Consider the following 12,475-nt stretch of genomic DNA (forward strand, 5'->3'; position numbering starts at 1 on the left):
TCGCGGCCCGGTCACCCGCTCGCGAGCGCGAGCCCGTCGAACTTCCGTTGCACATAGGTCAGTGACGTGAGCAGGCCGTCGGCGGTCAGCGAGTGGGGCCGGCCCATGACGGCCGGCTTGGGGATGGGCATCGCGCCGACGCTGGTCCAGCGCAGGCGGCCGTCGATGTCGATGCAGCTGCCGCTGCGGCGCCGGTTGTCCGGGTGCAGGCAGTACGGCACGTCCAGGAAGCCCCGTGTGAACGCCTCGATCAGGGCCTCTCCGACGTCCTCGCGGAGGTCGAGCACCCGCTCGACGAGCCCACGGGCCTCCACCAGCACCTCGTTGTCGGCGTCGTCGGCGGCCCGCTCGACCGTGCGCGCGGCGAGCGAGGCGACCTCCAGGGCCTCGACGTTCTCCGCGATCGTCGGCAGCCGGTGCGCCTCGGAGACGGTCTTGACGATCACCCGCGCCGCGCCCGTCCGGACCGCCAGGGTCACGGCCTCCTCCAGCAGCAGCAGCGCGCCACCCCGGCTGCGCGGGTAGACGCCCATGTACGTGTACACCACGACGTGCCACTCCACGCCCGCGAGCAGTTCCCCGGCGAGGACCCGCAGCGCGCGGACGGCCTGCTCGTCCTGCCCGGTGTCGGTTTGCTGCGCATAGCTCAACGAGACGCTGCGCAGGCCGTGCTGGCAGAAGAACAGCGCCTCCAGCAGGCTGAGCGCGACCAGCAGGCTCGGCGGGCACAGCTGCCCCATCATGCAACCGCCGAAGGTCTCCAGGTGCGGTTCCGCCCCGCGCTGCCGGACCCTGGTGAGCAACTCGCAGCTCTCCCGCCAGTTCCTGACGGACTCACGCAGCCCGGTCCTGCCGTACGGCAGGCAGTAGGAGACGGGACCGCCCTCGGTGGTGTCGAGGCCGGCCAGGGTGAGGGCTGAGATGATGGCCTGGGGCCGGGACGACCCGTGCCGGACCTGGACCGGAAACTCCGGTCCCACCGCGCCGTCGAGGACGGCTCGGTTGGTGGCCGGGGCGTGCGTGACGATCGGGTATCCGTTGAGAGCCCGCCCCTCGTCGAGCGCGCGGCGCGCGGCGTCGTGCAGGCCGACCCGGGTGAAGCTGTCAACGGTCAGGGTGCCGACGCTGGTCACCGAGGCCGCGCGGACGGCGAGCAGGCCGGCCCGCATCGCCTCCGGGCGACCGAAGCCCATGCGTGGCTGGACCACCAGCTGACCGGCCCGCGCGACCCGCGCGACGTACGCGCCGAAGGCGTTCCCTGCTCCTGCGGTCAACGCAGGACCCTCAGACACATCGACTCGACGAAGTCCCGGAACGGGCCCAGCCCGTCGGAGTCGTTGACGACCAGGTCGAACCCGGCCGCGCGTAGTTCCGCCGCCTCCGCGGCCTCGTCCTCTACGCCGGTGCCGAGCTTGCCGCCGATGACCACCGGAGTCTCGGCCAGCTCCGGGCAGTCCCGGAGCAGTGGGATCAGCGTCCGTGCCTCACCGAAACCGAGACCATTGACGCTGCTGACAACGACGAGGTCCGGGGTGAGCTCGCGGCAGCGCCGCAGCAGCAATTCGGGGGGCATGCACGGGCCGAGGTTGGTCACCGCGTGCCCCCACTCCTGAAGCAACAGTTCGAGATAGATCAGGTTCCAGGTGTGGGAGTCGGATGCCGTCGTCGTGAGAACAACGTTGAGTCGATGCATCGGTCCCTCCCGAGAGTCGCGCGCCGCGTCGCACAAAACTGCTTGCTCACGCCGACGCTCGGACTCTATGAGACGGGCTCGGCCTGGACCGGCAGTGAAGACGGCAACTGATCGGCGGGAGCGGAGGGAAGCTGCCGGTGCCGGCGGATGGGACTGAGCACCAGAATCAGACTGGACAGCGCGAATGCGCTCGCCGTGATCCAGATGGTGGTGCGCACGCCGAGCAGCGTGCTCAGCGCGCCACCGAGCAGCGCGCCGATCGGAATGGCGCCGTAGTTGAGAAACTGCATGCTGACGATGACGCGACCCAGCACGGACGCTGAGTCGACGGGCGGCCTCGGACGCGATCAGCGACCAGGGATGGCGGTATTTGCTAGGCGCGTTGCGCACGTCGGTCCCCGACGCTGAGGGCGGTGACCAGCACGGTGACGGCGAGCAGACGACGCATCTTCTTCTCCTGACCGGGAGTGGCCGGTCCCGACCCGAGGTGGCCGGACCAGCGAGGTCCCTCCCCCGTCAGATTGCCGGGGAAGGGACCTCGTCAAACACCGGGCCGGTCAGGCTGTCAGGGGCGGGTCCGCCGGCGGGCGCCACCCCGGCGGGAACGGCGACGGCCCGCGCCGCCCTCGGTGCTCTCCTCGTCGGAGTCACCGTCGGCGAGCGCATCCGGGTCGTCCGCCGCGGCCAGCCGGGCCGACTCGCCCTGCTGGCTGTCCGAGACGGCCGGCGCGGCGGCGGTGTCCGACTCGTAGCGGGACAGGTCGTAGCCCATGGTGTCCACGTAGTCGGCGTCCGGTTCGACGGCGGTGTCGGTGTCGGCGACCTCGACCACCGCCTTCTCGGCGGACGCGCTCTTGCGGGCCCGGCGGCGGGACGACGCGGTGCCCTGCTGCTCGGTGGGCGCGGCGGCGGCGACCGACGAGGCGACCGCCTTGACCTTCTCCCCCGCCCCACCGGTACGCGGCTTCTCCGGCACCGGCTCGGTGTGGATGATGACGCCCCGGCCCTTGCAGCACTCACAGGTTTCGCTGAACGCCTCCAGCAGGCCCGCGCCGATCCGCTTGCGGGTCATCTGCACCAGCCCGAGCGAGGTGATCTCGGTGACCTGGTGCTTCGTGCGGTCCCGGCCCAGGCACTCGGTCAACCGGCGCAGCACCAGCTCACGGTTCGACTCGAGCACCATGTCGATGAAGTCGATCACCACGATGCCGCCGATGTCCCGCAGGCGCAGCTGGCGGACGATCTCCTCGGCCGCCTCCAGGTTGTTGCGGGTGACCGTCTCCTCCAGGTTGCCCCCGGAGCCCGTGTACTTGCCGGTGTTGACGTCGACCACCGTCATCGCCTCGGTGCGGTCGATGACCAGCGAACCGCCGGAGGGCAGGAAGACCTTACGGTCCAGGCCCTTGATGATCTGCTCGTCGATCCGGTACTCGGCGAAGACGTCACTCGTGCCGACGTGCCGCCGCACCCGGTCGACCAGGTCCGGGGAGACGTGCGACAGGTACGACTCGACCATGTCGTACGACTGCTCGCCCTCGATCACCAGCTCGCGGAAGTCCTCGTTGAACAGGTCCCGGACCACCCGGATGACCAGGTCGGGCTCCTCGTAGAGCAGCACCGGCGCGCCACCCTCGGCGGCCTTGGCCTGGATGTCCTCCCACTGCGCCTGGAGCCGCTTGACGTCCCGGGCCAGTTCGTCCTCGCTGGCGCCCTCGGCGGCCGTGCGGACGATCACGCCCGCGCCGTCCGGGACCAGCTTCTTCAGCACGTCGCGCAGCCGCTTGCGCTCGGTGTCCGGGAGCTTCCGGCTGATCCCGGAGGCGTTGCCGTTCGGCACGTAGACCAGGTGCCGGCCGGACAGCGCGATGTGGCTGGTCAACCGGGCCCCCTTGTGCCCGATCGGGTCCTTGGTGACCTGGACCAGCACCGAGTCACCGGAGCGCAGCGCCTGCTCGATCGAGCGGGCGCGCCCCTCCAGGCCGGAGGTGTCCCAGTTGACCTCGCCGGCGTACAGCACCGCGTTGCGGCCCCGGCCGACGTCGACGAAAGCCGCCTCCATGCTCGGCAGCACGTTCTGCACCTTGCCCAGGTACACGTTGCCGGCCATCGTGCCGGAGGAGTTGCGGGTGACGTAGTGCTCGACCAGCACGCCGTCCTCCAGGACGGCGATCTGGGTGCGGTCACCGCGCTGGCGGACCGCCATCACCCGGTCGACCGCTTCCCGGCGGGCCAGGAACTCGGATTCGCTGAGGATCGGCGGCCGGGTACGCCGCTGCTCCCGGCCGTCCCGGCGGCGCTGGCGCTTGGCCTCCAGCCGGGTCGAGCCGGACACGCCCTGCACCTCGTCGACGGTCTTGCGCGGCTCGCGGATCTTGACCACGGTCGGCACGCCGTCGTCGGCGGCACCCTCGGTGTCACCCGCGCCCCGGCGGCGGCGACGCCGACGCCGACGGGTCATCCCGTCCGCGCCCTCGGACTCCTCGTCCTCGTCGCCCTCGGCCTCGGCCTCGGCGGTCTCCTCCTCCTCAGCCTGCGCTGCCTCCTCGGACTCGTCGTCCTCGGAGTCCTCGGCACCGCCCTTGCCCCGGCCCCGGCCCCGGCGACCACGCCGGCGGCGGCGGCGCGCGGCGGCGCTGTCCTCGTCGTCCTCATCCGCCTCGATGGCCTCCTCGGCCTCCTCGGTCGGCTCCTCCTCGGCCTCGATCGCCTCGACCGGCTCCGCCGGTTCGACGTCGCGGCGACCGCGCCGGCGACGGCGGGACGGCTCGGCCTCCACGGCCGGCTCCTCGGCGACCGGGGCGGGTTCCGCCGGCCGGGTCACCGGTACGGCGTCCGGCTGCGGCGCCATGAACAGCACGGTGGGCGCGGTGAGCGCGGCCCGCCGACGACGGGTACGTGGCTGCTCCGGCTCGACGACCTCGGCCGGCTCGACCGGCTCATCCGACCCGGCGGCCACGGCCACCCCCGGCGGCACCTCACCGGAAACGTCCTGCGCACCGCTGGCCCGGGTCGGCTCGGCACCGGTCCCGCTCGGCGCGGGGGCGGCCTCGTTGAGCTCGGCCTCGGCCTCGCGCAGGTCGGACTCCGCCGGCGTCTCCGCGGCCTCGTCCTCGGCCTCGACGGCGGGAAGCTCCTCGACGGCCGGCGGCTCCTCGACGGCGGCGGGCGTGGCCTTCTTCCGCCGGGTGCGGGTCACCTTGACCGGAGGAACGACCTCGGCGGGGGCCGCCTCCGCGTTGGCCGCGACCAACGGCTCCTCGGCGGTCGTCTCGACGGGGGCCGCCTTGCGCCGGCGTCGGGGGGTCTTCGGGGCGACGTCCAGGTCGCCGGAGACCGGGGCGAAGATTTCCGCCTGCGGCGACTCGACGGCGCCCGTCCCGCCGGTGGACGCCTCGACGGGCGCCTCGGCCTGCTCCGGCTGGTTGAGCGGGGTGGCCCGACGCCGGGTGGCCCGGGTACGCCGCGCGGGTGCGGCGGGCTCGGCGTTCTCCGCCCCCGACGGCTCCGCGGTGGGGTTCGCGACGGTGGCGCCGTCGGTGGTGGCGCTCTGGTCGGCGGTCTCGCTGGCCGGCTGTGAACCGGTCCGTTCGCCGCCCTCGGGCTCGTTCTCGAGCATGGACGTTCTCCAGTTCTGGCTAGCCCGGGCGCGGGTGAGCGCTGCCACGCAGGGTCGCCGCAAAAGTGTTTCCGCCGGGCGCGCGTGGTGCGCGACCGCCGAAGTCTGCCTGCCAGAGCACTGACCGTCGGTCAGTGCCCAACGATGGCTGCCCCGTCGCGGTCCGCATCCAACGGATCCACGATCGCACCCTGCGCGGTCAGCGTGCCCTGAGCCAGCCGGGTCACCCTCGGCGAGACCGGCGGCTCCAGGTCGGCCACCACGCGGAGGCCGGAAAGGACGTCATCGGGCCGTACGGACGGGGTGACCTGCCGCACGACCAGTTCGAGTATCGCACATGGGACGACCGGTACCCCGGAAGGCGTCGGCGTCGGGGCGAGGACATCGATCGATATCACGGCCGCGCGGGCGTCGAACGTCCGTCGGCCCTGCTTGGTCATCCGCTCGACCAGCACCTCTTCGGCGGCGGTGAAGGCATCCACGGCGGCGCGCAGCACGGCCGTGTCGACCTCCGGCAACTCGATGTGCCAGTGCGAGGCCTCGATCCGGTCCGGCAGGCTGCCCCCGTCGGCGATCACGGCGTCCAGCACGTCCAGTCCGGGCGAGAGCGCGGCGTCCAGCGCGGCCCGCAGCGCCTCCGGGTCGACCGGCGCCTGGAGGCCGATCTCCAGGTACTCGGCCTCGCTCGCCACCCCGGTGGGCGCGGCGCTGGCGTAGGAGATCTTCGGGTGCGGCGTGAATCCCTGGGAGAAGGCGATCGGCACGGCGGCCCGACGCAGCGCACGCTCGAAGGCCCGGGCGAAGTCCCGGTGCGAGGTGAACCGCAGTGGTCCGCGCTTGGCGTACCGGATGCGGACGCGCTGGACGACCGGCGCCTGGCCGCCCTCGGGTTGAGGCTTTCTGGCGATCGTGGGCTCCTCGGGTGTACCTGCAAGTCCACCCATCCTGGCGCAGGGCTCGTGACGGTACGCGACCGGGGGCGGCCGGACCGGCGCCACGAACCGGCGCAACCGGTCAGCGGGGCGGTGTCGGCCCACCACCACGTCCACGGCCGGCCGGCGACCCGCAGGTCACCGGCCGGCCACTGATCAGCAGAAGCGGCTACCGCTCCCTCGGCGGCACGGGCGGCGTCCCACCCGGTGGGGCGTAGTCCGAGGGCGGGGCGTAACCGGACGGCGGGGCGTAACCGGACGGCGGGGCGTAACCGGACGGCGGGGCGTAACCGGCGGGCGGGACCGGGTCGAGCAGGTCTTCCGGGATGTCGGCCGGCAGGGCCGCCTCACGGCGGTACCGGCGTCGGTTCCAGATCAGGAAGACCGCCAGCCCCAGCAGCAGCACCAGCACCACGGCGATACCGATGCCGACCACCATGACCTGCTGGTCGGTGGGGCCACCGCGGTCACCGTGCTGGGTGACGTCGAACTCCTCGTCGGCGGCCTCCGTCCGGACCGGCGTCGGGTTGGTCGCGGCGGCCGGGTCCAGAAGCGGGTTGGCGGCGACCTGCGGCACGTTCGCGCTCAACGCGGTCACCGGGTCGATCAGGCCGAAGCCGTACTGCGGATCCCGGCCGGCCGGACCGGCGTCCCGGGCGGTCCGGATGATCCGGTTGATCACGTTGGCGGCGTCAAGGTTCGGATACTTCGCCCGGATCAGGGCGGCGAGAGCGGAGACGATCGCCGTGGAGTCGGAGGTGCCGTCACCCCAGCCGTAGCCCTTGTTGGGACCCACGTTGTAGATGTTGTCGCCGGGCGCGGCGATCACCGCCTCCGGCCCCCGGGCCGACCCGGACCAGAACCTGCCACCCCGGGTCGTCCCGGTCACGGCGATCACGCCGGGAACGTTGGCGGGGGCACTCACCTCGACGTCGCCGCTCCTGGTGTTACCGGCGGAGACCACCACGACGGCATCGTGGTCCAGGGCGTACCTGATGGCGCTCTCTTCCTCGGGGGTGACGGCCGACGGCTTGCCCTGAGACACGTTGATCACTTTGGCGCCACCGTCGACGGCCATCCGGATGCCACGGGTGATCGCACTGTCGTCGTACGGTGCGTCCCTACCCGCGTACACCTTGATGGGCAGGATCCTCGCGTCGGGGGCGATGCCGTCCACGCCGTCGCGGCTGGCGTTCGTCGCCGCGATGATGCCGGCCATGTGCGTGCCGTGCCCCTCCTCGTCGGCCCGCCCGTCCCCGCCGGCGCCGTAGCTGCGGCCACCGGCGAGCACCTGGCCCTTCAGATCCGGATGGGTGGCATCGACGCCGCTGTCGACCACGGCGACGACCACGCCCCGCCCGGTCGAAAGCTTCTGCGCCTGCTCGATCCGGAGCTCGTCCAGATACCACTGCTCGGCCCGCCGGGGAGCGGCGGCCGCCGGTTGGGCGGCCCCCAGCACCAGGAGCCCCGCCAGCAGGCAGGCCGTGATCGGCCGGCGCGCTGCGCCGTGAAGCCTCATCCGTCCGTCCTCATCGCAGGATGCCCGGGGACGCACCGTCACCGGGGCCCCACGGATCGTCGTCCTCAGTCAACCACGACGAGTGCTCGGAGCCCGTACCACTGCCACCGTGTCCGGCGCCGCCGGCGCCGCCCATCATGCCGCCGCCCATCATCCCGGCACCGCCGCGTGCGCCGCCCGCCGTGCCAGCGCCGCCCGCACCCGCGCCAGCGGCGGTGCGCAACGCGTTCGCCGCGCTGGTCATCGGCGGCACCTTTCCGTTGCCACCGCCGACCATGCCGGGAATGCCCCCCACACCGATCCCGCCGGCCGCGCCCAGGCCGCCACCGCCGGCCCCGATTCCGCCGGCCGAGCCGACGCCACCACCGCCGAATCCGCCGCCCAGACCGGCACTACCGATCCCGGAGCCGCCGAGGCCACCACCCGCACCGCCGATTCCGCTCGGCGCGGCACCGGCCAGGCCACTGCTGTAATCTTCGTCGCCGCTCGGGTAGCCCGAGCCGGTGGACGGGGGGTTGAACGGGTCGGATCCGGTGGGCGAGGGTCCGTCGCCGGGACCACGGGTGGTGGGCGGCGTGAACGGGTCCATCGTGGACGGTGGCTTACCGCCGATGTCACCGACGCCGGGCGGCCTGCTGCCGATGTCTGGGTTTCCGCCGATGTCGACCTTGCCGTCCCCACCGATGCCAGCGGTGTCGGGACGTCCCTTCGGCGGTGTCCGATCGTCGGGGGTGTAGTCGTCCCTCCGACCCGTCGGATCGTTCACCACCAACTTCGGGCGTTCCGTGTACACGGCCTTGGGCAGCGGTGACATCGCCGTGTTGGCGGCCTGCTGGTTGTCCCGGTACCAGTTGTCCAGGTGGGACTTGGTGTCCCACCAGCCGCCCCGCTTCTGGTCACCGGCCTGACCGTCGACCTTCATGGTCGCCTCCAGGTCGTCGGCCTTGTCGCGGAACGCCCCGTCGGCGTACGACGCCGGATTGCTCTGGTAGTCCTGACGCAGCGCGGCGAGGAAACCGGACGTGCTCTCGCCGTCGCGGGAGTCGTCGAGTTCGGTGCCGTTGGGCAGGCTCCACTCGTTCCAGCCGAAGTCGTCCATCAGCGGGATCGGGATCGTGGAGACCGCCTTGCGGATGTCACCCTCGATCCGCGTCAACGCGCCGCTGACGTTGCTCGCGTCGGTGATCAGCTCCTCGATCTGCTTGCCGATCTCGCCCAGATGCTCGCGGTACGCGTCACCCCCGCTGCCCTTCCAACCGGCGAGCATCGCGGGCAGACCGCCGACGTGCGGGCGCTCCTGACCGGTCGCGATCGGGCCGACGAACGACCGGCCGACGAGCGCGTCACGCAGATAGCCCAGGCCGGTGGAGAGGTTGTTCCATCCCACACCGACCGAACCGACCGTCTCCGGGTCCGCGGAGAGCGTCACCTCGCGGACGCAGCGCTCCCAGGTTCCTCCAGCCATCTCGTCCCCCTCAGGCCGTGTACGGGTACGTGGGTGTGCCGCCGGCCGTGGGTGGCGGCGCCGCGGAGTCCAGAAGGCGCTCGATCTCCTTGCCGTTGGCGGCGTTGCGCGCCTCCGCGTCGCGGAATGCCTTGGCGATGTCCTCGGTGCCCTTCTTCAGCCCGGCGAGCTTCTCGGAGAGCGTCTTGAGGTGCGCCTCCATGTTGGCCGTGGACCTGGTCAGCGCCTGCCACTGCATCCGGGCGTCCTCAAAGGCGCCGAAGGGGGTGCCGTTCGGGACGGTCTGGGCGTTGTTGCTGTCGCCCTTCATCCGCTCCTTGACGCGCTCCATCTCGTAACTGATGGTGTCGTCGACGTACTGCTTGAGGCGCTCGACGTAGGTCGCCGCCGCGTCCAGGTCCTCGACGCTGACGTGCAGATCGCCGGTGTTCGGCGGCGGAATGTCCCCCATGCGATTCCTCCCCGTCCCCCGACCCGCCGGGTCGGTCCATGTCAGACGCAGCGTATCGAGTGCGGCCACGTCGAGGCAGCCCCGGCCATCGTCGATCGTAGCCAGCGCCGTCGATGTCCACGACGCAGTTGGGGGACCGCCTCCTGCGCCAACGCCGGTCACCCGCCGGGCCTGGACCCGGCGGGTGACGTGTCGAACATGGAGGGTAGCGGTTCACCGCCACCCGGCGCTGCCCTGCGGCGGGCGGTCAGGCGGGGTGGCCGGCCGTCGGCACCTTCATGCCGTTGCCACCCAGCGGGGTGAGCGGGAGCAGCTTCCTGCCGGTCGGACCGATCTGGATCTCGGTGTCCATCGAGGGGCAGACGCCGCAGTCGAAGCACGGCGTCCACCGGCAGTCGTCCTGCTCGAACTCGCTGAGCGAGTCCTGCCAGTCCTGCCAGAGCCAGTCCTTGTCCAGGCCGGAGTCGAGATGGTCCCAGGGCAGGACCTCCAGCTCGTCACGCTGGCGGGTGGTGTACCAGTCGAGGTCCACCCCGAACGCGGGCAGCGTCTCGGCCGCCGCGTCCACCCAGCGCTGGTACGAGAAGTGTTCGCTCCAGCCGTCGAACCGGCCGCCGTTCTCCCAGACCTTGCGGATCACCGAGCCGACCCGGCGGTCACCCCGGGAGAGCAGCCCTTCGATCAGCGACGGCTCGCCGTCGTGGTAGCGGTAGCCGATGGCCCGACCCAGCGAGCGGTCCGAGTTGATCGCCTGCTTGAGGATCTTGAGCCGGTGGTCGATGACCTCCGGACGCTCCATCGGGGCCCACTGGAACGGGGTGTGCGGCTTCGGCACGAACCCGCCGATGGAGACCGTGCAGCGGATGTCCTTCGAGCCGGTCGCGGCCCGACCCGCCTTGATCACCTCGTGGGCCATGTCCGCGATCTCGAGGACGTCCTCGTCGGTCTCGGTGGGCAGGCCGCACATGAAGTAGAGCTTCACCTGCCGCCAGCCGTTGCTGTACGCGGTGACGACGGTGCGGATCAGGTCTTCCTTCGACACCATCTTGTTGATGACCTTGCGGATCCGCTCCGACCCGCCCTCCGGGGCGAAGGTCAGGCCGGTACGCCGCCCGTTACGGGACAGCTCCTGGGCGAGGTCGATATTGAAGGCGTCCACCCGGGTCGACGGCAGCGACAGCGAGACGTTGGTGCCCTCGTACTGCTGGGCCAGGCCCGAGCACATGTCACCGATCTCCGAGTGGTCCGCCGAGGAGAGCGACAGCAGGCCCACCTCGGAGAAGCCGGAGAACTCCAGGCCCTCGCGCACCATCTGCCCGACGGTGGTGATCGACCGCTCCCGCACCGGCCGGGTGATCATGCCGGCCTGGCAGAACCGGCAACCCCGGGTGCAGCCCCGGAAGATCTCCACCGCGTACCGCTCGTGCACCGTCTCCGCCAACGGCACGAGGGGCTTCTTCGGGTACGGCCAGGCGTCCAGGTCCATCGTCGTGCGCTTGTGCACCCGGAACGGCACGTCCGCCCGGTTCGGCACGACCCGCTGGATGCGCCCGTCCGGGAGGTAGTCGACGTCGTAGAAGCGCGGCACGTACACGCTCTCGGTGCGGGCCAGCCGCAGCAGCAGCTCGTCGCGGCCACCGGGGCAGCCCTCGGCCTTCCACTCCCGGACGATCGCGGTGATCTCCAGGACGGCCTCCTCGCCGTCGCCGAGCACGGCGGCGTCGATGAAGTCGGCGATCGGCTCCGGGTTGAACGCGGCATGCCCGCCGGCCACGATCACCGGGTCGGCGTCGGTGCGGTCGGCGCCAGCATCGGGATGCCGGCCAGGTCGATCGCGGTGAGCATGTTGGTGTAACCCAGCTCGGTGGAGAACGAGATGCCGAACACGTCGAAGTCGCGGACCGACCGGTGCGCGTCGACGGTGAACTGCGGCACGCCGTGCGTGCGCATCAGGCTCTCCAGGTCCGGCCAGACCGCGTACGTCCGCTCGGCGAGGGTGTCGGGCAGCTCGTTGAGCACCTCGTACAGGATCTGCACACCCTGGTTGGGCAGGCCCACCTCGTACGCGTCGGGATACATCAGCGCCCAGCGCACTGTCGCGGCGTCCCAGTCCTTGACCACCGCACCCAACTCGCCACCGACGTACTGGATGGGCTTGGAGACCTGAGGGAGCAGCGGCTCCAGCCGGGGCCAAACGGAATTGGTCGCGGCCGCGCGCGGCGTCGTGGACGGGGCACTCATGATGCCCAAGGGTACGCGCCCGCCCGGCGGTGACCGCGCGCACGCCCGATCGCGGTGGTGGCGGCGCGGTACTAACCTCGGACCGGCGCGAGAGGAGATTGCCGCGATGCCGGAGCCCCAGCCGGGAGCACGGCCGGCCGACGGGAGCACCCCGGGCGCAGAGCCGGAGCGGGACCCGGCGGTCGCCGACGAGCCGACCTCCCCACCCGTACCGTCGGACCCGTCGGACCCGTCGGACCCGTCGGACCAGGACCGACCCTCGGACCAGCCAGAAGCCGCGGGCTCGCCCGCCACCGCCGCGGAGGGCACGGCCGCCACCGCGGAGGCTCCCGCGCCCAGGTGGAGCGGCTCCGCGCCGGTGCCTCCCCCCGCTGCCACGCCGGCGGACCTGGGGCGCGTCGACCGAGCCGACCCCGCCGCCGCCAGTGCCGGTGCCGGTGCCGGACGAGCCTCCGGAACACCGCACCCCGGTCGACCCGTGGGCCGGCGTGGACACCGGCGGCTGGAACCTGCCGCACGCCGACCTGCCTCCGCTGCCCCCGACGTTGCCCTACCCCA

8 protein-coding genes and 1 pseudogene are annotated in these 12,475 nt (G+C 72.0%); all 9 read right to left on the reverse strand.

Features of this window, described 5'->3' with window-relative positions; genetic code table 11:
- Positions 1-11: 11 nt before the first annotated feature.
- Positions 12-1,274 carry a methylaspartate mutase gene (locus tag JNW91_RS07600; protein WP_203173236.1) on the reverse strand — a complete coding sequence of 421 codons (1,263 nt, stop codon included), beginning with the start codon at positions 1,272-1,274 and terminating at the stop codon, positions 12-14.
- Entirely contained in the window at positions 1,271-1,693 is a 423-nt protein-coding gene (locus JNW91_RS07605) for a cobalamin B12-binding domain-containing protein (protein ID WP_203173237.1), read from the reverse strand. Before JNW91_RS07605 ends, JNW91_RS07600 begins: the two co-directional genes overlap by 4 nt.
- A gap of 65 nt (positions 1,694-1,758) precedes the next feature.
- Positions 1,759-2,007: a hypothetical protein gene (locus JNW91_RS07610; RefSeq protein ID WP_203174193.1), complete on the reverse strand. Its 249-nt coding sequence runs from the start codon at positions 2,005-2,007 to the stop codon at positions 1,759-1,761.
- A gap of 251 nt (positions 2,008-2,258) precedes the next feature.
- On the reverse strand, positions 2,259-5,309 hold the full coding sequence (locus JNW91_RS07615; protein WP_203174194.1) for an Rne/Rng family ribonuclease: 3,051 nt from the start codon (positions 5,307-5,309) through the stop codon (positions 2,259-2,261).
- A 131-nt stretch (positions 5,310-5,440) separates the two neighbouring features.
- On the reverse strand, positions 5,441-6,253 hold the full coding sequence (locus JNW91_RS07620) for a TIGR03936 family radical SAM-associated protein (RefSeq protein ID WP_255545027.1): 813 nt from the start codon (positions 6,251-6,253) through the stop codon (positions 5,441-5,443).
- Positions 6,254-6,410: 157 nt separating this feature from the next.
- Positions 6,411-7,760 carry a type VII secretion-associated serine protease mycosin gene (mycP, locus tag JNW91_RS07625; RefSeq protein ID WP_203174195.1) on the reverse strand — a complete coding sequence of 450 codons (1,350 nt, stop codon included), beginning with the start codon at positions 7,758-7,760 and terminating at the stop codon, positions 6,411-6,413.
- 10 nt (positions 7,761-7,770) lie between these two features.
- A complete protein-coding gene (locus tag JNW91_RS07630; protein WP_203174196.1) occupies positions 7,771-9,225 on the reverse strand; it encodes a hypothetical protein in 1,455 nt (484 codons plus the stop codon).
- A gap of 10 nt (positions 9,226-9,235) precedes the next feature.
- The gene (locus JNW91_RS07635; RefSeq protein ID WP_203174197.1) at positions 9,236-9,676 is read right to left on the reverse strand and encodes a hypothetical protein; all 441 of its coding nucleotides are present in this window, start codon (positions 9,674-9,676) and stop codon (positions 9,236-9,238) included.
- A gap of 247 nt (positions 9,677-9,923) precedes the next feature.
- Positions 9,924-11,917: pseudogene (locus tag JNW91_RS07640) on the reverse strand (TIGR03960 family B12-binding radical SAM protein).
- Between the last annotated feature and the right edge of the window lie 558 nt (positions 11,918-12,475).

The organism is Micromonospora parastrephiae (assembly GCF_016802865.1).
Lineage (GTDB): Bacteria > Actinomycetota > Actinomycetes > Mycobacteriales > Micromonosporaceae > Micromonospora > Micromonospora parastrephiae.